Here is a 22,046-nt window from a genome sequence, read left to right on the forward strand (position 1 = left end):
CCCGGCCCCGAGTCGGCGCTGGCGCTCGTAGGCGCGGCCCGCCGGCTGGGCATCGCCGCCAAGGCCCGCGAGGTCCGCGGCGTCGACCGGGTCGTGGTCAAGGACGGCGACGCGATCGCGGCCCTGCTCACCCGGATCGGCGCCCACAACAGCGTGCTGGCCTGGGAGGAGCGCCGGGTCCGGCGCGAGGTCCGCGCCACCGCCAACCGCCTGGCCAACTTCGACGACGCCAACCTGCGCCGCTCCGCCCGTGCCGCCGTGGCCGCGGCCGCCCGGGTGACCCGCGCGCTGGAGATCCTCGCCGACGACGCCCCGAACCACCTCACCAGCGCGGGCCGCCTCCGCCTCGAACATCGACAAGCCTCGCTCGAAGAGCTCGGCGGCCTTGCCGACCCGCCGCTGACCAAGGACGCCATCGCCGGCCGCATCCGCCGCCTGCTCGCCCTGGCCGACAAGCGCGCCCGCGACCTCGGCATCCCCGACACGGAAGCAGCCGTCACGGCGGAAATGCTGTCCGTGTAGCCATGCCACTCCGGTGAGCGATACTCGCCCGCAGCCTTAGACTTAGTGCCGATGTCTTGCTCGCCCCTGCGCCGATACCAGGAGACCCACCCATGCCACCCCGGCCTACCCCCGCACGTCAGCTCAGCGCATGGCTGACGATCGCACTGATCTCGGCATCGGCCGTGCTCTTTGGACGGCCCGCAGTCGCCGTTCCGTCATACACGATGGAGGAGCGCGCCTACGCGATCGCCGGCCCGTCGCTGGTTTACCTGGAAATGAACGTCGCGGGTTTCCTGAGGCGCAAGGCCACCGGTGAGGCGCTGCACACCAATCCGATGGTCATCATCTACCGGTGCACCGGGTTCGTCGTCAGCAGCCAGGGTCACGTGATGACGAGCACGCACTGCGTGCAGCCCTCGGCGGACAGCATTCGCGGCAGTGCCACCAACCAGCTGACCGCCGATCGCATCAAGGTCGGTCAGCTGACCACCGACCAGAAGGACGCCTTCATCAAGGACGTCCTCGGCACGACCGAGTTCACCGGCAACCAAGCGGGTTCCAAGCCCAATCAGCGGATCTTCGGTCAGCTGTTCCAGGGACAGGCGGGTCTGACCTCCGAGCCGGCGCTGCAGGCGGAGGTCGTCGAGTCCATCGCGGCCGTCGATGGCGATGTCACGCTGCTGAAGGTCGGTCAGGTGGGCCTGCCGACCGCCGAGATCTCCAAGGAGCCGATCAACGTCAGCGCGCCGGTGGTGCTGCTGGCGTTCGGGTCCGAGGCGGGGTCCGCGACCCACACGACCAGATACAAGACGGCCAGGATAAACGGCAGATCGGGCAACAAGACCCCGCCGCTCTATCTGCTGGATGGCGACCTCGGCGGAAACTCGCACGGCGGCATGGTCGTCGACTCCGGCGGCCGCGTGATCGGCATGATCAACGCCGACCTGGGCGCCAAGGACCGGCCCAACCGAGCGATCACTCCCTTGGACCACGTCAACAGGTTGTTGAGCAATGCGGGCGTCACCAACACACTGTCGCCGTCGGACAACGAATACCGGTCGGGCCTCAACGACTACTTCGGCGGGCGCTACGCCGACGCGATAAAGAAGCTCGACGGCGTCATCGTCGGCATGCCGGACCACTCGATCGCCCAGGTCTACCGCAAGCAGGCCAACGAGCGCATGGCGATCGAGGGTGACGGTTCCACCTCGCTGTTCAGCGGCAACTGGCTGCTCTGGGCGGTGATCGGGCTCGGCGTGGCGCTGCTCATCGCGATCGGCGTCATCATCTGGATCGCCGGCCGCCGCCGTGCCGCCAACGCGGCGCTGGCCAACGCCTACGCGCCGATCTCGTCGTTGCCCATGTCGGCCCAGCCCATCTCGGTTTATCCGGTCTCGGGCGGCGGGGGTTACGACTACATGTCGACCTTCCGCGGCGGCGAAGGGCAGCAGCCGATGTCCAATCAGGACAGTGTCTATCTGCCGCCCCCGCTGCCGGCCGCCAGCAACCCGACCGAGCAGGCGCCGGAAGGCCCATACGACGAGCACGGGTTGCCCCGCGGTCAGGGCGGAAACAACCCATGGGGACCGCAAGCGCGCTAAGCCGCCCCCTTCTTCGCGACGCTAACTTCATGATCGACGCAGTGGTGGCACAATAAGCCGACGGGTCGGCGCTGCCGCGTGCCGTCACCGGGCCCACGGGCGCTGGCTCGGCTAGCGCCCGCCGGCCCTGAAGACCTCAGCCAGCGTGCGGACGAGCACCTTGATGTCCAGCCACAGGCTCCAGTTGTCGATGTAGTAATTGTCGAAGCGCGCCCGGTCGGCGATCGGGGTGTCGCCGCGCAGCCCGCTCACCTGGGCGAGTCCGGTGAGACCGACCGGAGCACGATGGCGCAGCACATAGTTCGGATGCTCGGCGGAGAATCTGTCCACAAAGAACGGTCGCTCCGGCCGCGGGCCCACGAAGGTCATGTCGCCGCGCACGATGTTCCACAGCTGGGGCAGCTCGTCGAGGGAGGTCCGCCGGAGGAAGCGCCCCACCGGGCCGACCCGCGGATCGTCAGCCACCGACCAGTTCGTCTGGGACTCGCGCTCGTCCACCGGCCGCATCGAGCGGAACTTGAGCAGGTCGAATGCTTTGCCGAAGCGGCCGATCCGCTGCTGCCGGAAGATCACACCCGGACCGCCCTCGATGCGGACGGCCAGCGCGCACACCAGCATGACCGGGCTCACCAGGACCAGCGCCAATGACGCGAAGAGCACGTCGAAGGTGCGCTTGAGTGCCCACTTTGGACCGGTCAGGGTCGCCCGGCGCAGCCGCGAGACGGGCATCGCGCCGATGTGATCCGAGTTTCCACCGTGGCTGTGGAAGTCGCACAGCCGCGGGACCACCCACAGGTCGCATTGCGCCAGCTCGGGTTGCCGGATCAGCTCCATCAGCAGGGGTTCGGGCGCGTGGGCGTCGGCGATGATGAGCACGTCGCAGTCGACGGCGCGCACGATCGTGCCAAGCTCCTCCACCGATCCGATCACGGGTGCCAGCCCCGGCTTCTGGTCGGCGTCCACGGAGTCCACGAAGCCGTTGAAGCGCAAGCCGTATTGCGGATAGCGCTTGATGAGCCGTGCCAGTTCGACGGCGATCGGCCCGCTGCCGACGATGATGGTGCTGTGCTCGACCCATCTGCGCTTGCGGGCCACGAGCACCATCATCGTGGTCACCGTGCGCCCGAGGATGACGAGCCCGCATGAGATCGCGACGGTGCGCATGAAGTCGCCGACATATGCCACCGAGTCGTGCCGCTGCGCCGCGATCATCGCCACGATCGCCGATGCCGTGAGCAACCGCCCGGCCAGGCTGGGAAAAAGGTCCAGGATGCTCAGGTGGCGCCGGCCCCGATAGAGGCCTCCCGCGGCGAAAATGACCACGGTGATGATTGCCGTGACCAGCACGCCCTTCCAGTTTTGGATGGTCCACAGGAGGGGTGTGGTGACCGCGAAGAAGTCCACCGGCATGGTAACCATCCATGCCCGTAGATGTTTTGTGAATCGGGCGGGGCGTGAGCCCACATAGGGCAGCACAAGCGTCGTGCCGGAGTGAACGGTCGGCTCGTGTGGCCTCTGTCTTGGAATCTCGGTGGTCACATCCGCCGGCCCCGATTCGGCGGTGGGCGCGAACCAGTGGAATCCGGCCGGCGGTCCCTGGGTGGAGCCGTTGATCCGCACGTCCCGCCCTGTCGCCGGTAAGGACTGTGCGGGCTCCGGATGAGCCCTACCCGTCTTCATCACGCTCTTCCCATCCCCGTTGCCAGGCGAGCCGCTCACCGAGATTGCGGCGGAAGCCTACAACCCGGTCGGAGAATGCGGCAATCGGCCGAAATGGCGGTTCGCTGTCCGTTTACTATCGTCGATGTTAGTGGCCGGCGCGATACCTCGTCGCTCATTCGTGGTGCCGAAGGATTGCAGGGCTCGGGCGGTTCGCCAGGGCCGAACGGCTGAGCCCGGCGTGACCAAGGGCACAGTCGGCGTTGACCGAGAGCGGACTGGCCACGGGCCATGCCTCATCCGGAAAGCGCTTGTGGCTCAAGCGATCCGGCGTGACCGCCCCGGTAGTCTGCGGCCGGCGCCGGCGCGGTGCGCGCGACCAGCAGAACCGCTCGCCCCGCCTCGAACGTGTACGACTCGTGCAACTGGTAGTGCTGCTGGATGTATTTGATCTTCCAGCCGGGCGCGGACAGCGGGTCCTCGGGGGCTCCGTAAACGCCAGCGGCCGGGCCCACCAGCCAGATCCGGTGGGCATTGGCCAGCCGGCCCTGGATGTCTTGAAACTCGGTCGCCTCCAGCGTGCCGTTCGCCGCCGCACTGTGCTTCATCAGGATGTCCGGGGGTTGGGCGGTCTGCGTCCATTCCAACCGGCTCAGGTAATGCGTCAGGGTCGGCCGCATCGTCCACGCGAAATCGGTGTAGACGATGACGTCGCCCTTGGCTGCGTGAGTGTGGATGGCTGCGGCCATGGCGCGAGTGTCCGGGGCCTTGTGCGTCGACCGAAGCGAGATCTGGGCGGGCAGGGACAGGAAGACCAGCACCGCCGCGATCGCGCCGGCGCGGGCGAACCGAGGCGCGGCAACCGATCTCACGTGCTCGGATGTCACCGTCGCGGCGGCCAGCACGGCGAGCGGCGCCAAGAGAAAGATGCCGTAACGCGGCACCCACACCGGCGCGATCAGCGAAACCCCAAGCACGACAGCGACCGGGACCGCGACGAGCGCGACAAGCTCGGCGTAGACGCGTGAGGGCAGGGCGGCGTAGGCGGCAATCGCGAGGCCGACCAGCAGGTATCCCACCGCCGGGCTGTAGGCGATCTCGCCGGGCAGGGTGACGAGCGTCTCCCAGGTGGGCGTCTTCACCCAGTGGAGCTGCGAATATCGCTGCTGCCTTCCCAGCAGGGCCAGGGGCACGACAGCGGCGAGCGCGACAGCGAACGCGGCAAACGCCCGCCACAGCCGCTTGTCGCGCTCCTTCCACCACGCGATCGCCAGGATCAACACGTGCGCCGACAGCACGGAAAGCGCCACCAGATGGAAGATTCCGGTCAGAGCCAGGCAAAGACCATAGGCAGCCCAATAGGGCCACCGGGGCGAGCGCACGGCAATCAGCAACAACAGGGAGGAAAGCGTCGCGAAGAGGAACGCGAAGGCATAGGGGCGAGCCGTGTTGGCGAAGAACATGAGACTGGGCAGCGCCGCGCAGATGACACCGGCAACGATGCCCGCCGCCTGGCTCACCATCCGCCGGGCGAGCTCGGCCGTCACGCCGGCGCCGAGGGCCATGGCCACGAGCGAGGGAAGCCGGAGAGCCGCATCCGACGCGCCGACGACCTTGAGGAAGACGAGAAGCACCAGGTAGTAGGGCGCGATGACCGCGTCCTTGTACCCTGCCAGGTCGAAAAGTTCGCCGGGCGACCGTGTGGCGGCGGAGAGGGTGGCGCCCTCATCCCAGTCGAGCGGGACGTTGGTCAGCGAAACGCCGGCGGCGATCAAAGTCACCGTGAAACCGATCCCGAAGGGAGCGGCAGCGCTGAGGCGGTATCTCACCCTGTCTCCTAGTGATCTGTGTAGCAGGGGAGACTAGCGGACGACCGGTGGCCCGCGCTGACCGCTCGGGCATCACCGGCGATCTACGCGATAGGCGACAATTGACCCTCAGTACCGGTTCGTTCGACGGATTGGAGACGTGGTGCGCTGTCAGTTAGTGTTACTCGCTTGCCGCAAGCCAGCCGGGCCCCAATCCGGTGATCGCGGACACGGGTGGTAGTACAGGAGTGGTTGTGCAGTCGCTGGCGGGTCTATACGAACGTGTCACCTTGGGCGGCGAGGCCACGCTTCTTCTGAGCAAGCCACTTGGCCCGTCTGCGCGGCACCTCCGTCCATGAGCTCGCATTTCGCCGTGCTGCGGGCAAAGGTCACCGGTCTTCGACGGGCGTCGCCCATCGGCGGTCTGCTCCTGGATTCACGGCTGCGAATCCCCACGGCGCTCCTGTGCGTCTGCCTGGCTGTCGGCCCGATGGCCTTCGCCAACAGCGACGCACGGATCTACGTCGGCATCGCCCCACATGTGCCGACGTTCTACACATACACCGGCGCGCTGATCGCACTCATGCTTCTCTATCTGATCTGGGGATCTGCGGCGGATTGGCGCGGGTTGAAGCCGTGGCTCCCGTTTGTCGCTTGGCTGGCGATCGGAAGCCTGCTCGCCTGGGGCTTCTCCCTGCACATGGCATCGGGGATGGCGCACCTGCTGCTCGGGGCCCTGAGCTTCACCGCCGGTGCCGCGGCCGCACGACGCGACCCCGAGGGCACCGTGGTCCCGTGGACCTTCGCCGTGGCCGCCTGGATACAGCTTCTGGCGATCGAGTCGGCGTCGTTCGGCTTCCCGCTCCGACAGATCACCGGCCCGCAGGCGCCCGATCTGGTGGGACGCGAGGTCGGTCTCACGAGCCATCCGGGAGAGCTGGCGAAGCTGCTGTTCTTCTGCGCGATGTTCGTTCTCGTCCTACCAAAACGGGGTCTCCTGCAACGATGGGCCGTCCGGCTCACCCTCGTGGCGATATTTCTCGGCACATCGCTGTCGCAGAGCCGCACCGGGCTGGTGGCGGTCGTGGCGTTGGTCGTGACTTTCGTTGCGCTGGAGCTGTTGTCGGCCAAGCTGCGGCGCGCCCACCTGATCATGCTGGGCGGTGTCGGTGTGCTGTGCGCGGCTTCGGCGCCGTGGATGATCGCGCGGTTCTCCGCCGACCCGGAGGGCGGGTCCAGGGGGCACGTCATGGGGGTGGCGTTCCGGCTGATCAAAGAGCACCCGTGGTTTGGCTTGGGGCCCAATAACTACGTCGCGGTCGGTGGCGCGTCCGACGCCTTGACGGCAAGCGGGGTTCCGGTTCACAACGCCTTCCTGATGAGCGCGGCCGAGTTGGGAATCGTCGGCGGCGCGCTTGTCTGGCTGGCCCTCGTCCTGGTCGCGTGGGGCGCCGTGAAGGCGGTCAAATCCTCCAAGGCCAACAACATCCATGCCCGAGTTCTGGTGAGCGCACTGCCGGGTCTCTTCCTGACGGCCAACACGGGATGGGGTCTGCTGCAGGCGCCCACCTTCCTCATCCTGTGCCTGTGCTTCGGCTACTTCAACGTGCGGGCGGCGCAGTGGCGCGATGCGGGCGAGGTCGGCCGCACGACGGGCGCACTGCTGTGAGCGGGATTGTGACCAGGCATCGCGCGCCGAGGCGGGCGTCCCTCGCGCTGTCGTCCGGCCTGCTCGGTGTCTCCACACTGATCAGCCGGGTCAGCACCCTCGCGCTCGTGGTGCTGTTGACCCGGGGCGCGGGAGTCGATGCCGTTGGCTACTACGGTCTTGCGACCCTGTCGGCGTCGCTGGTCGCCATCGGCCTGTCCTTTGGCATGCCGACCTACCTGACCCGGCAGGTGCCGGCCGGACTCGTGCAGCCCTCGCACGTCACGCGCATCCACGCGCTACGGTTCGCCGTCCTCGGCACCGTCGCTGCGGTTGCCTATCCGGTGATGGCGGCGGTGGCGCCGACCGATGTGTCCCTGGGGTTCTTCCTGTTTTTCGCCGCCAGCATGCTGGATCAGTGGAACGAAACGGCGTGGGTGCGGGTGCGGGGCACCGCATCGGCGTGGAAGGAATCGGTCGTCAACGGGTGCTCAAGCATCCTGCTGGCGTCCGTGTGTGCGGCGGATCTCTGGCTGTTCGACGGGCTCACGTTTCTCGACGCGGCCCGATATTGCGTGATGGTGGCGATGCTCCGATCGCTGGCCGCGACCGTTTGGTCGGCGGCCGGTCGCCGTGAGCCGGGCGGCGTACCGGAAAGGCTTCACCTCGCCAAGCATCTGCGGCAGGGTTTCCCCTACCTCGTGTCGGATCTGCTGGGGCTGCTGTATTTCCGTGGTGATGTGCTGATTTTGAGCTCGTTCGTGGCGGCGACCCAGGTCGGCCAATACGTCTCGGCGACGGGACTGATCAACCCGGCCGTCCAGGTGGCCTCCGCCATGAGCGTCGGCGCGCTGGCCTACGCCGCGCCAAGAGTCTTCACCGGCGGCGAAGGCGGCTCGGAGCCCACGACGATTTACCGGTTCTTCCTGCAGGCCGGGCTGGCCGCCGCCGGCGTGATCTGCGTAGGGCTGCCGTTGGGCGTGTCAATCCTGTTCGGCGCCGAGGGCGGACCCATCCTGCAGCTGGCGCTGATCCTGTCACTGTTTCTCACCGCCCGGTTCGCCAATTTCGGCCTCTCGGCGATTCTCCTGGCGGGCGGCGGTGCATCGAAGCGTGTGCTGGTTCTGCTGGCGAGCATCGCCGCGAGCGTCGCGTTGAACCTGGTGCTCGTGGGCCGGTTCGGTGCGATGGGTTCGGCGTGGTCGGCGGTGGTCACCGAGTTCGTCGTCGCCGGTGCGCTGCTTTGGGCGAGCCGGGTGCGCCAGTTGGCCACACCGGTGGCCCTGACCATGACAGGTGTGGTGCTGGCCGGGGGCGTCATGGTCGCATCCGTTAGCCTGTTCGGGCTGCAGACCGCTTGCCTGGTGGTCGGAGCGTGCTATCTCATCTGGGGCATTGCCCTTCTTGCGCGACAGCGCAGGACCGCGCGAGTTTTGACATACACAGGGGAAGCAGCATGAGAGTTGGCATTGTCGGGTGGTTCGGTTCGGACAATCTCGGAGACGAGATTCTGCTGCACTCCTTGATGGAATGCGTGCGGGCGGCGGCCGGGCAGGTGACCTTCGTGGTGTTCTCGCCCAACCCGGACCGCGTGGCCGAGCTGCACTCGGTGGACACGGCTGCGATGCCGACATTGCGCGGTGAGGGACTGGCCCAGCGGACCAAGAAGACCATGAGCCTGATGAGCGAATGCGATCTTCTGATCTGTGGTCCCGGAACGGTTTTCCAGGAACGGTCACCCAACCTGGCATGGCCCGGCACCCTCTCACTGTTCACCCGGATCCTCGGCATGGCGAAGCTGGCCGGCACACCGGTCGCGGCCGTGGGAGTCGGAGTCCGGGAGGGCGCGACGGCGTTCGGCCGGTCAACGCTTCGGACCTTCGGCGCGGCCTCCATCGCCATCGGAGCGCGTGACCTGCGGAGCGCACAGCACTTCGGGGCCAAGGCAAGAGTCATCGGGGACATGGCCTACGCCGTGCCGCTGCCTGAGGTCGCCCGCCCGGACGGCCCGCCCCGGTTCGCGGTTTCGATGCGCCCCTTGGCACCGCAGATCCAGGATGCCCTGGTGGCAAAGCTCGCCGAATGCGCCCGCGACTTCGGGCAGGACGGCTGGACCGGCGACTTCCTCGCCATGGCATATGGGCGCGGCGCACATGGCGAAGACGATCGCGAGATCTACGCGGAAGCATTCCGTCAGACGCTTGGCCTGGCCGCGAATCCGCTTGACCGGCCGGGCGATTTCAGGGCTGGGCTGGACGATTGGCTGCGCCGTCTCGGCGGATACCGCTTGGTCCTGGCGACCCGGCTGCACGCGGCGTTGATGGCCGTTTCGCTGGGCATTCCGACGGTGGCGATCGCCTATGAGCGCAAGGTTCACGATGCCTTTGTCGACATTGGACTGGAAAAGTTCGTCCTGCCGCCGGAGTGCGCTGCCGCGGAGATGCGCGCTGCCGCCCTGCTTGCCGCGTCGTCGGAGCAGGTCTTCGACGACGCGCGGGTCCGCATCGCCGAACAGGGCAGGGTGGCGCGAGCCTTCGTCGCTTCGATGATCGGCGGCCTTGCCCGATGAAAGTGCTTCTTCTGTCGCCGTTCGCACCCAACCTGCGCCACGATCACGCCGCCGCCGACACCATCGTGCAGCTCGTCCCCCGCCTCGCCAAGCGCGTGGACTTACACGTGTACTCACCGCAAAACCATGCCGGCACCATGTCGACGGGGCAACCGGATCCGGGCTACACCCTGGTGCCCGCCACGGCGGCGGCGCCCGCCGGCCACCTCGACCGGCTTGGCGTCAAGCCGGCCTGGCTTCGGCAGGCGTGGCCGCATCAGGCCAACCGCGACGTGGCCGCGGCGATTCGCCGGATCAAACCGGATGTGATCCACGCCGAGTACCTGCAAAGCGCGGAGGTCATCGGGCGGCGGCCCAATGCAGTCCTGGGGCTGCACGACGTCACCGAAAGCGTGATGCGCCAGTCGTTGCGGTCGGCGTCGTTGGTGAGCAAGCCCTACCGGCTGGCCGAGCTGTTCAGGACGCGCTGGTTCGAGCGTGGGGCGATCCGCCGGGCCGCGGCGGTGCTCACCCTCTCTGAGGCCGATTTCGTCGTCGCCGCAACGCTAAACCGCAACGTGGTGCTTGCCCGGCCCGGTGTGGAGCTCGGTGACCGCCAGTGGGCGAGCAGGCCTGCCGCAGCGGCGCCGAGGCTGGTCTTCGCGGGAGCGATGTGGCGGCGGGCCAACGTGTTGATCGCGCACTTCCTGGTCCGTGAGGTCATGCCGCTGGTGTGGCGCGACTTTCCGACCGCCGAGCTGCGCATCGTGGGAGCCCGGCCGCCCGCCGACGTCATCGAGCTGGCCTCGGCGGACCACCGGGTAGTGGTTACCGGCGAGGTCGCGGACATACGAGACGAGATGCTGGACAGTCATGCCGTGCTCGCGCCATCGATCGTAGGGGGAGGCGTTCTGATGAAAGTGGCGCATGCGATGGCGCTCGGGTGTCCGGTGGTCACCTCTCCGGGGCCGGCGGCTTCGGTCGACGGCGACGAAACATCGCTGTTCATCGGATCGGAAGCCGGTTCTTTGGCCGACGCGGTGCGACGCGTCCTTGGTTCGCCCGATGAGGCGGCACGCCGGGGCCACAACGCCCGCGAACACATCGGCCGCCTGTTTCGATGGGACAACACAGTTGAGGCCTACCTGTCGGCATACGCCATGGCGAGGCGGGCATGAAGACGGTCGGCATCGTGGTGTCCTACAACTCGACGGCGGATCTGCCGATGAGTCTGGGAAGCCTGCAGCGGCTTCCGGTGAACCGGGTGGTGGTCGTCGACAATTCGTCGATCGACGGCAGCGTGCAGATGGCGCTGGGCTACACACCCGATGTGCTCACGTCGCCGAATGTCGGCTTCGGCAAAGCCATCAATCTGGCGGTACGGCACGCGCCCGACGCCGACGCGTACCTTCTGCTCAATCCGGACTGCGGCATAACTCCCGAAAGCTATGCGGCGCTGCAAAAAGCGTTGGAGGATAACGACCACCTTGGTGTGGTGGCGCCGACCATGCGTTATCCGGACGGGCGCTACGGCATCTCGGCCGGGCCGGAGATGAGCATCGCGAAGGAGTGGCTCGCGGCGTTACACGTCGACGCGCTTGTGCCGCGTGGGTTACGGGCCACCCTCGCCCACTCAAAGGCGTTACAGCGCGCCGTGCCGATGTTGCGTTACCTGCAGACGGGCCCGGCCGCGGGGCTTCGCGACGTCGCCTGGGTCTCGGGCTTCTGCATGCTGATCCGGGCCGAGGCGTTCCATTCGATCGGTGGCTTCGATCCCTCCTTTTTCCTTTACTTCGAGGACGTCGACTTGTGTAAACGCCTGCGAGAGCGCGGGTGGGGCGTGGCGTCGGTCGGCGACAGCGTGGCCGATCACCGAGAGAGCACGAGCACGTCAACCGTTGGCAAGCGCAGGCTGTATCGCGACGGAATGGTCGTGTATTTCGCCAAGCACGGCAGCAAGAAAGACAAACGCCTAGCCCAAGCCCTGAGGAGATTCCCCATATGAGGATCCTGTTCGTCGCGCCGTGGATTCCCTCGAAGATCCGTCCCCGGAGTTATGCGTTGCTCCACATGCTCGCCAAGAACCACGAGGTGCGCTTCCTCGGTCTGGTCAGCTCCGATGAAGAGGTCAGGCAGGCGCAGGAGTTGCCGGTGGAGCGCCGGGCCCTGGTTCGGCGGGACCGCCTGGCATCGATGGTGCGGTGCGTGGGCGCGCTGCCGACGAAGGTCGCTCTGCAGCAGGCATATGCGGACGTGAATGGCCTGCGGGTGGCGCTCGGCGAGGAGCTGCGGCAGTGGCGGCCCGATGCGGTGCACCTCAACGTCTTTCGCACTGCCCACCTGGTAGAGCCGTGCGCGGGCACGCCCGTCATCGTGGATCTCGACGAGTTTCGCAGCGAATACTACGAGCAGCTGATCGAAACGGCCGGCGTGGTGTGGCGGACCGTGGGGCGGATCGAGGCGCCCAGGATGCGCAGGCGAGAGGACGCGCTGGTGCGCATGGGCGTGCCATTGATCGTGTCCGCGCCGCAGGATCCGGGCAACGAGCGGCCGAACACCCACGTGGTGCGCAGTCCATACGACTACCCGCTGGGAGTGCTGCCGCGCTCGCCGGAACCGGTGGTGCTCTTCGTCGGCCGGCTCACCTACGAGGCGAATGTCAGCGGGTTGTTGTGGTTCCTCAAGGAATGCTGGCCGGGGATCAAGCGGCGGACACCGCAGGCGCGGCTGCGAATCGTTGGCACGCAACCACCGCGTTCGGTCCTCGCGTTCGAGGGTGATGGCGTCGAGGTGTTCGCCGACGTGCCGGACGTCGACACGCATTACGCCGAGGCGGCGGTGGCCATCGTGCCCATTCACCGGGGGACCGGCGTGCAGATGAAGCTCATCCAGGCGCTTGCCGCGGGCGTTCCCACCGTGTCTACGTCGGCCGTGTCCCATCGGGCCGGTGTGCGGCACGGGGAGGACGTGCTCATCGCGGATAGCCCGGTTGACTGGGTAGAGGCGGTCACCCGGCTCCTCGCCGACGGCGCGGCGGCGCGGCGGCTGGCCGCCAACGGTCGTGATTGGGCGGTCGAGAACCACAGCTCCGACGCTGTCGAGCGACAACTCGCGACCGCGTATGCGGCGCTTGGGCTGCGCCTGTGACGATGAGATCCGCAGCACGTGCCCGCCGGGATCGTGCACTCGCGACCGATCCCGGCGTGGGCGGGAAAACCAGCCATGAGCTGCGCGGACCAGTTTCCTCGTTTCGACCGGGTCGATGTGGACGGTACGATGGCGGGGCACCATCGGGTGTCGCGCCGGCCAATCTTCGCTTATGTTGCCACTATGACCGATGAGCTCTCGCTGCTGCTGCATCGGGCGGGCTTCGGTCCGACCGCTGCAGAGCTGACCGCGGCCAGAAAAGCCGGTTACGCGGCCGCGCTCTCCTCGCTGGTCGCACCCGCCGGCCCCGATCCAGGCGCCGCGCAGACCCCCGTGCCCGACCTCGGAAAGGACTTCTTCGCCAACCGGCCCAAGTCCACGCCGGAGGAGCGCGCCAAGGGCAATGATCAACGCCGGGCGCAGACCCGGCAGATCACGCTGTGGTGGCTCGATCGGATGATCGCGGCTCGCCACCAGGCGGTCGAGAAGCTGCTCTTCTTCTGGCACGGCCATTGGGCGACCTCGGTGGAGAGCGTGCGCAGCCCGCAGCTGATGCTCAGGCAGCACATGACCCTGCGGGAGGCGCCGGATTTCGTGGCGATGGTCCGGCAGATGGTGATCGACCCCGCGCTGATCTGGTGGCTCGACGGTCACCTCAACACGAGGAAGTCGCCGAACGAAAATCTGGCGCGAGAGCTCATGGAGCTGTTCACCGTCGGCATAGGACAATACACGGAGCGGGATGTAAAGGAGGCGGGCCGCGCGCTGACCGGCTGGGAGGTCAATTTGGACCTTGAGCGGTGCCAATTCCTTCCCGGGCGCCACGATCCCGAGGAGAAGACGATTCTCGGTGTCACCTCGCGATTCACGGCGGGCAGCCTGGTCGACCTCCTGCTGCAGCACAAGGCGACCCCGCGGTTCATCGCCTCCCGGATGTGGATCCGCTATGGTTCGTCGACCATCGCGATGCCCAAGCGCACGCAGGAAAACATGGCCGCCGCTTATCCGTCGCCAATGACGATGCTGCGGGTTCTGTTTCAGGACGATGCGTTTCGGGCCAGCGGCGGCACCCTGGTCAAGCAGCCGGTGGAGTGGTTCGTGGGCGCCATGCGCCAGCTGGGCTTGCGCATGTCCGGCATGCCCGACAAGGCGGCGTCGAGCATCCTCAACGGGCTGGAAGACATGGGACAGCTGCCTTTCGCGCCGCCCAACGTCGGCGGCTGGCCGGCGGGGACCGTCTGGCTGACGTCCGCGACCGCGCAGCTGCGGCTGGATCTGGCGGCTACCATTGCGCAGCAGGCGCAGGTGGAGAAGCTGACAGCGGAGGGTCTCGCGCACATGCTCTGCATCAAGAGCTGGTCGGATCGGACTTACGCGGCCATGCGCGAGGTCAAGGATCCCCGGCGGCTGTTGGTTCTCGGCCTCGCGAGCCCGGAATACTTGGTGGTTTGATGGACACGGTCACGCGACGGCGGTTTCTGATCGCCTCGGGGGTCGGGGGAGCCGGCGTGCTCGGGCTCGGTTCCTGGAGCATCGCCCAACTGCTGGCGAAGTCCGCCGATGCCGAGGCGGCGGCCAGCCAAGAGCCGGTCCTGGTGCTGGTGACTTTGTACGGTGGCAACGACGGGCTCAACACGGTCGTCCCCTACACGGATCCCGCCTACTACCGGGCCCGCCCCGAGCTGGCCTACGCGCCGGAGAAGGTGCTCCGCCTCGACGAGCGGCTCGGCTTCAACCCGGTGCTGCGTGGGCTGCACCAGCTTTGGGGCGACAAGCGCCTCGGAATCGTGCTGGGGGTGGGATATCCCAGGCCCGACCGCAGCCATTTCCGATCGATGGACATCTGGCAGACCGCCGCACCCGAGTCGCCCGCCAACACCGGTTGGGTCGGCCGGTGGCTCGACGGCACCAACTCCCCCACGGAGACCGCGGTCAGTTTCGAGCCGGTGCTCCCGCCGCTGCTGGTCGGGCAGACCAGAGCCGGGGCATGCGTCAGCCTGAAGGGGCTCAAGCTGCCCGCGGGCATTGAGCCGGGCATGATCTCAGCGCTCGGCCAGGCCGAGCCCAACGAACCGGACCTGGTGACGCGTGCCGCAACCGGATACGCGGACCTGCTCCGGGTCGATCAGCTGGTGCGGCAGGCGGAGCAGGGCGGGGGCCAGTCGGCTTCGCCGGACAAGCCCGAAGCGCTGGCCACCGGCACGGGCGGCGGCAATGCGCTCGTCCCGCAGCTCGAGCTCGTCGCCAGGTGTCTTGAGGCACGCGTGCCGACCCGGATCTATTCGGTGAGCCTCGGCGGCTTCGACACGCACGCCCAGGAGCGCCTCGGCCACGAACGCATGCTCAAGCAGCTCGACGACGCGGTGTCCGCGTTCATGCGCCGGATCTCCGCCTCGGGGGCAGGCCGCCGGGTCACGGTCGTGGTCTACAGCGAGTTCGGCCGGCGGGTGCGCGCCAACGCCTCCGACGGCACCGATCACGGCACGGCCGGGCCCATCCTGGTGCTGGGCGACAGCGTCACGGGTGGGTTTCACGGGGAGCAGCCAAGCCTGACCGATCTGGTCGACGAGGATTTGCGGGCGCACGTCGACTTCAGGGATGTCTTCGGGACCGTTCTGGGCTCGGTGCTCGCTGCGGATCCCGCCAAATACCTCTTGGGCTACGAGCCCAAGATGCTGCCCCTGTTCAAGGCGGCCTGACCCGCGGGCGCGGCTAGAGGCTGGCGACCTCGGGCTGGGGGTGGGCGGCGAGCCACTCGTCGGTTTTGTCGTCGCGCACGGCGGCGAACAGCTCCTGGGCACCGGCCATGTCCAGCTGCACGGACGAGCCGGCGTGGGTGTTCATGGTGCCGATGACCGGGGTGGTGGCGAACTTGATGGCCTCCTGGTCGATGTCCTTCATCTCCAGGGCAAGCTGCGTGAGGTTCATCGACTTGTCGATGGTCAGCGACTGGGCGGCCGTGGTGAGCAGCGAGTTGAGCTTGGACGGGTTGGTCAGCGTGTCGCCCTGCTTGACCTTCGCGATCAGGCCCTTGATGACGTGCTGCTGGTTTTTGATGCGGCCCAGGTCGCCGCCGGAGACGCCCTTGCGCTGGCGCACGAACTCCTCGGCGTCGGCCGGGCTCAGGTCATGGCAGCCCTTCTTCCACACCTTGTTGCTGAAGGTGGAGTTGACCTGATAGGGGATGCACACCCGCACGCCGCCCACGGCGCCGACCATGGTCTGCACGCCCTGGAAATTGACGATCACGGCGCCGTTCAGCGGGATCTTGGTCAGGTCGTAGACCGTCTTGGCCGCGAGCTTCGCGCCGCCGAACGCCATCGCCGAGTTGATCTTGTTTTCGCCACCCTTCCAGGTGCCGCCCGCCGGGATGGTGACGAAGCTGTCGCGCGGGATGGAGAAGATGAACGCGCTACGGCGGTCCTTGCTCACGTGCGCGATCATGATCACATCGGACCGGTTGCCCCGCTCCTCCGGATCGGCGACCTCCTCCTCGTTGCGGGTGTCGACGCCGAGGATGAGGAAGTTGAGCGGGCCGCTCTCGCCGGCCGGTGGCGCCGGGGCCATCGGGATGTCTCCCAGCATGTCCTCCTTGGCGACCAGGCCCTCGTAGTGGCTGGTGAGCGTCTTGATGGCGATGAGGCTGCCCGCGCTGATCAGGACGAGCGCGGCACCGAACCCGATGGTGAGCTTGTGCCACAGGCGCAGCTTCCTGCGCCGCTTCTGCTCACGCTGGCGCCGCCGCTCGGCACGCCTGTGGTCGGGGGTGACGTGGCCATCGGTGTCGTACGGCTCGGTGCGCATCAGCTTCCTTGGGGTGGTCGGCCTCGGCCTAACGCATTCTAGGCCGCTCCAGCCAAACACGTTGCCCCCACCAGACCCGGGCGCAGCAGTTCGGATAGTGTCGAGGGCGAACGGCGATGGTGCCGCAATCAGTTCAAACCTGGCAACAGAGGAGATGGGACCTGTGACCATCCGGGTTGGCATCAACGGCTTCGGCCGGATCGGGCGCAATTTCTATCGGGCGTTGCTCGCGTCCGGCGCAGACATCGAGCTGGTCGCGGCGAACGACCTGACCGACAACACGACCCTGGCGCACCTGCTCAAATACGACAGCATTCTCGGCCGCCTGCCGCACGAGGTGAAGGCAACGGCCGACGACATCACCGTCGATGGCAAGTCGTTCAAGGTGTTCTCCGAGCGCGACCCGGGCAAGCTGCCGTGGGGAGATCTCGGCGCCGACGTCGTGATCGAGTCGACCGGTCTGTTCACCGACGCCGACAAGGCTCGCGTGCACGCCGAAAACGGCGCCAAGAAGGTGATCATCTCGGCCCCGGCGAAGGGCGAGGACATCACCATCGTGCTCGGTGTCAACCACGACAAATACGACCCGGCCGCCCACACCATCATCTCGAACGCGTCCTGCACGACCAACTGCCTGGCCCCCATGGCCAAGGTGTTGAACGAGGCCATCGGCATCGAAAAGGGCCTGATGACCACGATCCACGCCTATACACAGGATCAGAACCTGCAGGACGGCCCGCACAAGGATCTGCGCCGGGCCCGCGCCGCCGCGCTCAACATCGTGCCGACCTCGACCGGCGCGGCCAAGGCGATCGGCCTCGTGCTGCCGGAGCTCAAGGGCAAGCTCGACGGTTTCGCGCTGCGTGTGCCGATCCCGACCGGTTCGGCCACCGACCTGACCTTCACCGCCTCGCGTGACACGAGCGTCGAGGAGGTCAACGGCGCGATCAAGGCCGCGGCCGAGGGCAAGCTCAAGGGCATCCTCACCTACACCGAGGACGAGATCGTGTCGGCCGACATCGTGACCGACCCGGCCTCGTGCATCTTCGACGCCGGCCTGACCAAGGTCATCGGCAACCAGGTGAAGGTCGTCGGGTGGTATGACAACGAGTGGGGCTACTCCAACCGCCTGGCCGATCTCGTGAAACTGGTTGGTGCCCAGCTGTAATGAAGTCGCTCGACGAACTTCTCAGCAAAGGCATCGAAGGTCGGCGCGTGCTCGTGCGCGCCGACCTCAACGTGCCGCTCTCCGACGGCGCGATCGCCGACGACGGCCGCATCCGCGCGGTCCTGCCGACGCTGCGGGCCCTGCTCGACGCGGGTGCCCGGGTCATCGTCATGTCGCACCTGGGCCGGCCCAAGGGCGCGCCCGATCCGGCCTACACCCTGGCCCCGGTCGCGCAGCGGCTGGGCGAGCTGCTTGGGCGCGACGTGACGTTCGCGTCGGACACGGTCGGCACGCAGGCCCGCGACGCGGTGGACGCCAGTGTTCTCGTGCTCCTGGAGAACCTGCGCTTCAACGCGGGCGAGACGAGCAAGGACGACGCCGAGCGGGGCGCGTTCGCCGACCAGCTCGCCGCGTTCGCCGACTTCTACGTCGACGACGCGTTCGGCGCGGTGCACCGCAAGCACGCCAGCGTCTACGACGTGGCCGCGCGCCTGCCGCACTACGCGGGCTATCTGGTCGCGCGCGAGGTCGAGGTGCTCAAGCGGCTCACCGAGCAGCCCGACCGGCCCTACATCGTGGTGCTCGGCGGTTCCAAGGTCTCCGACAAGCTGGCGGTCATCGAGGCCCTGCTGGCCAAGGCCGACAAGCTGCTCATCGGCGGCGGCATGTGCTTCACCTTCTTCAAGGCCCAGGGCAAGGCGGTCGGCGGCTCCCTGCTGCAGGAGGAGATGGTCGACACCTGCCGCGACCTGCTCGCCCGCGCCGGTGACCGGATCGTGCTGCCCACCGACATCGTGGCGGCGGACAGGTTCGCCGCCGACGCCCAAACGTCCATTGTGGACGAGGTGCCGGAGGGCTGGCTCGGGCTCGACATCGGTCCGGAGACGGTGAAACAGTTCGGGGCCGTTCTGGGTACCGCGAAAACGGTTTTCTGGAATGGACCGATGGGTGTCTTTGAATTGAAACCCTTTGCCTCTGGTACCAGGGGAGTGGCCGAAGCCATCACGCAGACCGACGGTTTCACGGTGGTCGGCGGGGGTGACTCGGCGGCCGCGGTGCGCGCCCTGGGCCTGGACGACAGCGCTTTCGGGCACATCTCCACCGGCGGCGGAGCGTCCCTTGAGTACTTGGAGGGCAAGGCGCTACCCGGACTGATTGCACTGGAGGCGTGACGATGACGAACAGACGCCCACTGATGGCCGGCAACTGGAAGATGAACCTCAACCATCTTGAGGCCATCGCGCTGGTGCAAAAGCTCGCGTTCAGCCTGACCGAGAAGGAGCTGTCGGACGTGGAGGTGGCCGTGCTGCCCCCGTTCACCGACATCCGCAGCGTGCAGACCCTGATCGACGGCGACAAGCTGCTGCTGGTGCACGGCGCGCAGGACCTGTCGGCGTATGCCTCGGGTGCGTACACCGGCGAGATTTCCGGCTCGATGCTGGCCAAGCTCGGCTGCACCTTTGTCGTGGTTGGACACTCCGAGCGCCGGCAGTACCACAACGAATCCGACGAACTGGTCAATGCCAAGGTGAAGGCGGCGCTCGCCAACGAACTCACACCCATCTTGTGCGTCGGCGAGGGTCTCGACATCCGAGAAGCCGGTGACCATGTCTCCTACACGATCACCCAGCTTGACGCCGCCCTCAATGGATTGACGCCCGAGCAAGTCTCGAAGGTTGTCATTGCCTACGAACCGGTGTGGGCCATCGGCACCGGCAAGACCGCGACCCCGCAGGACGCGCAGGAGGTCATCGGCGCGGTGCGGGAACGCCTGGCCGAGACCGTGAGCCGCGATGTCGCCGCGCAGGTCCGCATCCTCTACGGCGGCTCGGTGAAGGCGTCCAACGTCGCCGACATCATGGCCGAGCCCGATGTGGACGGCGCACTCGTCGGCGGCGCCTCGCTGGACGCGGAGGAATTCGTCCGCATCTGTCGCCTGGGCAAGTAAGTAGCTGCCGCACCCCGCTTCGCACAGGCGGGGTGCGGCACCTAGAGTGTGTTCCCATGCGTCACCCCCGCCGCATCTACGCCGCCACAGTTGCGGTGACCATGGCGTTGACCGTCGCAGCTTGCAACTCCGCCGCCGAGCAGCAGCCCGGCCTGCGCGAGGGTGGCACGCTGCGGATCGCCGCGCCGACTCTGCCGGCGAACCTCGACCCGCAGCGCATCAGCGCCGCGATCGACGCCAACGTGAGCCGTGTCATCTCGCGCACGCTGACCACGTTCAAGACCGAGAGCGGGCAGGCCAGCGGCGAGCTGGCCGCCGACCTGGCCACCGACCTCGGCCGGCCCAGCGACAACAACAAGGTCTGGCAGTTCAAGCTGAAGGACGGCATCAAGTGGGCCGATGGCTCGCCGATCACCTGCCAGCACCTCAAATACGGCGCCGAACGCAACTTCGCCAGCTTCGCCCGGCTGAGCCTGCCCTATGCGCGCAACTACCTGCAGGACAACACGCCCAAATATGAGGGCCCGTTCGTCGGCAGCAACCCGGATCTCAAGTCGGTGAAGTGTCCCGACACCAAGACGGTCGAATATCACCTCAAGTTCCCGGTGGGCGACTTCAACTACGCGGTCGCGCTGACCGTTTTCGCCCCGGTGAAGCCGGGCGCCGACAGCGACGACGCGAAGTACAACCTGGAGCCGTTGGCCAGCGGGCCCTACATGGTCAAGCCGGGCACCCGCAAGGTGGGCGGCGACGACGAGCGCAAAAAAGAGACCGAGATGACGCTCGTGCGCAACCCCCACTGGTCGAGCGCGACCGACAAGGTGCGCAAGGCCTACCCCAACGAGATCGTCATCACGGCCAACAGCAACGTGCCGGCGCTGACCAACTCGCTGATCGAGGACGTGGGCGACGCCCGCAACACGGTGATGCTGATGGATGTCGCGCCCAACTTCGTGCAGCAGGTCATGACCGACCCGCAGCTGTCGGCGCGCGCCGCGCACGGGCCGTCGGGCCTGGTCCGCTACCTGGGCATCAACACCAAGCGGATCACCAACGAGAAGTGTCGGCAGGCGTTGATCTACGCGTTCGACAAGCGCCGCTTCCGGCTGGCCATGGGCGGCTCGCTGATCGGCGACCTGGCCTACAGCATGATCTCCCCGACATTGCGGGCACACGAGAAGTACGACCACTACGGCGTGCTCACGCGCAACGGCGAGGGCGATCCCAAGACCGCGCTGGAGCTCATGGCGCAGGCGCAGGCCGCAGGGCAGCCGTGCCCCAAGGAGCTGGTGCTGGCCCACCCCGATGTGCCGACGACGGTCAACCGGTTCGTGAAGACCGTTGTCGACGCCTACATCGAGATCGGTGTGTCGGTCAGGTTCGAGGCGATTCCCAACGCCGGATACTTCACCAAGATCAAGGAGTATGAGTCGCAGGCCAAATACGACCTGCTGTGGGCGGGCTGGATCCCGGACTGGTCCAACGGCTCCGCGGTGATCCCGCCGCTGTTCAAGAGCGACGCCGTGGCCGACGAGCCCAAGGAGGTCGGCGGCTCGAACTACTCCTACCTGCAGGACCCCGAGATCGACCAGGCGATCCAGGAGGCCATGCAGGAGGCCAACATCGAGCGGCAGTGGAAGCTCTGGGCCGAGATCGACAAGAAGCTGCAGGTGAAGGCGGTCTCGATCCCGATCATCTATGGCACGGCGATCCGGTTGCACGGTTCCAACGTCGGTGGGGCGTTCATCCACTCGGCGTTGGGCATGCCCGATATCGCCTCGCTTGGGCTACTCGACCCGGGCACGACACAGCCGTCGTGAGAACGGGTATTCTGGTCCCGCCATCAGTCCACCAAACCGAGGAACATCATGCCGATCGCCTTCGCATACACGTTGATCGTGTTGCTCTTCATCACCAGCATCATGCTGACGCTGCTCGTGCTGCTGCACAGGGGCAAGGGCGGCGGCATGTCGAGCATGTTCGGCGGCGGTGTCTCCACCAGCCTCGCCGGCTCGTCGGTCGCCGAGAAAAATCTTGATCGATACACCGTGCTGGTGGGCATTCTGTGGTTCGCGTGCATCGTGGGGCTCGGCCTGTGGCTCAAGCAGGAGCTGACCGGCGGGGCCGCCGGCTCCGGCGAGGCGCTGAGCGCCGCCGCACGCGCCCTGTTCTGACCGAGGCATGACGAGGGGCCGGGCTGCGTCTTCGCGC

Annotated in this window: 18 protein-coding genes; 15 read left to right on the forward strand and 3 right to left on the reverse strand. The window is 67.2% G+C overall.

Going from position 1 to position 22,046, the window contains the following annotated elements; translation table 11 throughout:
- Positions 1-522: DNA-binding protein WhiA (gene whiA / locus DM816_RS12050; RefSeq protein ID WP_117210261.1), on the forward strand; the 522-nt coding region annotated here is incomplete at its 5' end.
- 92 nt (positions 523-614) lie between these two features.
- Positions 615-2,105, forward strand: a complete 1,491-nt coding sequence (locus DM816_RS12055; RefSeq protein ID WP_117210262.1) for a trypsin-like peptidase domain-containing protein — start codon at positions 615-617, stop codon at positions 2,103-2,105.
- 111 nt (positions 2,106-2,216) lie between these two features.
- Here DM816_RS12055 and DM816_RS12060 read toward each other — a convergent pair whose 3' ends face one another.
- Both DM816_RS12060 and DM816_RS12065 read right to left on the reverse strand, forming a co-directional pair.
- A complete protein-coding gene (locus DM816_RS12060; RefSeq protein ID WP_246001905.1) occupies positions 2,217-3,515 on the reverse strand; it encodes a sugar transferase in 1,299 nt (432 codons plus the stop codon).
- A 545-nt stretch (positions 3,516-4,060) separates the two neighbouring features.
- Positions 4,061-5,593 (reverse strand): glycosyltransferase family 39 protein, encoded by a 1,533-nt coding sequence (locus DM816_RS12065; RefSeq protein ID WP_162907366.1) that lies wholly within the window; start codon positions 5,591-5,593, stop codon positions 4,061-4,063.
- Between the two features lie 334 nt (positions 5,594-5,927).
- Here DM816_RS12065 and DM816_RS12070 point away from each other — a divergent pair, with 334 nt between their 5' ends.
- The 8 genes from DM816_RS12070 to DM816_RS12105 all read left to right on the forward strand — a co-directional run bounded on the left by DM816_RS12070 (position 5,928) and on the right by DM816_RS12105 (position 15,614).
- Entirely contained in the window at positions 5,928-7,241 is a 1,314-nt protein-coding gene (locus DM816_RS12070) for an O-antigen ligase family protein (protein ID WP_117210265.1), read from the forward strand.
- An 8-nt stretch (positions 7,242-7,249) separates the two neighbouring features.
- Positions 7,250-8,680 (forward strand): lipopolysaccharide biosynthesis protein, encoded by a 1,431-nt coding sequence (locus tag DM816_RS12075; protein WP_162907367.1) that lies wholly within the window; start codon positions 7,250-7,252, stop codon positions 8,678-8,680.
- Positions 8,677-9,789 (forward strand): polysaccharide pyruvyl transferase family protein, encoded by a 1,113-nt coding sequence (locus tag DM816_RS12080; protein ID WP_117210268.1) that lies wholly within the window; start codon positions 8,677-8,679, stop codon positions 9,787-9,789. The genes DM816_RS12075 and DM816_RS12080 overlap by 4 nt, the downstream gene beginning before the upstream one ends.
- Positions 9,786-10,946, forward strand: coding sequence for a glycosyltransferase family 4 protein (locus DM816_RS12085; RefSeq protein WP_117210270.1), 1,161 nt, complete (start codon positions 9,786-9,788; stop codon positions 10,944-10,946). Before DM816_RS12080 ends, DM816_RS12085 begins: the two co-directional genes overlap by 4 nt.
- Positions 10,943-11,773 carry a glycosyltransferase family 2 protein gene (locus DM816_RS12090; protein ID WP_117210272.1) on the forward strand — a complete coding sequence of 277 codons (831 nt, stop codon included), beginning with the start codon at positions 10,943-10,945 and terminating at the stop codon, positions 11,771-11,773. The genes DM816_RS12085 and DM816_RS12090 overlap by 4 nt, the downstream gene beginning before the upstream one ends.
- Entirely contained in the window at positions 11,770-12,915 is a 1,146-nt protein-coding gene (locus tag DM816_RS12095) for a glycosyltransferase family 4 protein (RefSeq protein WP_117210273.1), read from the forward strand. Before DM816_RS12090 ends, DM816_RS12095 begins: the two co-directional genes overlap by 4 nt.
- Before the next feature lie 183 nt (positions 12,916-13,098).
- Positions 13,099-14,367 (forward strand): DUF1800 domain-containing protein, encoded by a 1,269-nt coding sequence (locus tag DM816_RS12100; RefSeq protein WP_117210320.1) that lies wholly within the window; start codon positions 13,099-13,101, stop codon positions 14,365-14,367.
- A complete protein-coding gene (locus DM816_RS12105; protein ID WP_117210274.1) occupies positions 14,367-15,614 on the forward strand; it encodes a DUF1501 domain-containing protein in 1,248 nt (415 codons plus the stop codon). The genes DM816_RS12100 and DM816_RS12105 overlap by 1 nt, the downstream gene beginning before the upstream one ends.
- Before the next feature lie 13 nt (positions 15,615-15,627).
- Here DM816_RS12105 and DM816_RS12110 read toward each other — a convergent pair whose 3' ends face one another.
- Positions 15,628-16,719: an LCP family protein gene (locus tag DM816_RS12110; RefSeq protein ID WP_162907368.1), complete on the reverse strand. Its 1,092-nt coding sequence runs from the start codon at positions 16,717-16,719 to the stop codon at positions 15,628-15,630.
- A gap of 163 nt (positions 16,720-16,882) precedes the next feature.
- Between DM816_RS12110 and gap the strand changes: the two genes are divergently transcribed.
- From gap to secG, 5 genes are read left to right on the forward strand one after another with little or no spacing between them, the layout of a single operon-like run.
- Entirely contained in the window at positions 16,883-17,887 is a 1,005-nt protein-coding gene (gene gap, locus DM816_RS12115; RefSeq protein WP_117210278.1) for a type I glyceraldehyde-3-phosphate dehydrogenase, read from the forward strand.
- Positions 17,887-19,059: a phosphoglycerate kinase gene (locus DM816_RS12120; protein ID WP_117210280.1), complete on the forward strand. Its 1,173-nt coding sequence runs from the start codon at positions 17,887-17,889 to the stop codon at positions 19,057-19,059. Before gap ends, DM816_RS12120 begins: the two co-directional genes overlap by 1 nt.
- A 2-nt stretch (positions 19,060-19,061) precedes the next feature.
- The gene (gene tpiA / locus DM816_RS12125) at positions 19,062-19,835 is read left to right on the forward strand and encodes a triose-phosphate isomerase (protein WP_170318806.1); all 774 of its coding nucleotides are present in this window, start codon (positions 19,062-19,064) and stop codon (positions 19,833-19,835) included.
- 56 nt (positions 19,836-19,891) lie between these two features.
- The gene (locus tag DM816_RS12130; RefSeq protein WP_117210284.1) at positions 19,892-21,655 is read left to right on the forward strand and encodes an ABC transporter substrate-binding protein; all 1,764 of its coding nucleotides are present in this window, start codon (positions 19,892-19,894) and stop codon (positions 21,653-21,655) included.
- A 48-nt stretch (positions 21,656-21,703) separates the two neighbouring features.
- Entirely contained in the window at positions 21,704-22,009 is a 306-nt protein-coding gene (gene secG, locus DM816_RS12135; RefSeq protein WP_117210321.1) for a preprotein translocase subunit SecG, read from the forward strand.
- The last annotated feature ends 37 nt before the right edge of the window (positions 22,010-22,046 follow it).

The organism is Allorhizocola rhizosphaerae (assembly GCF_003426775.1).
Lineage (GTDB): Bacteria > Actinomycetota > Actinomycetes > Mycobacteriales > Micromonosporaceae > Allorhizocola > Allorhizocola rhizosphaerae.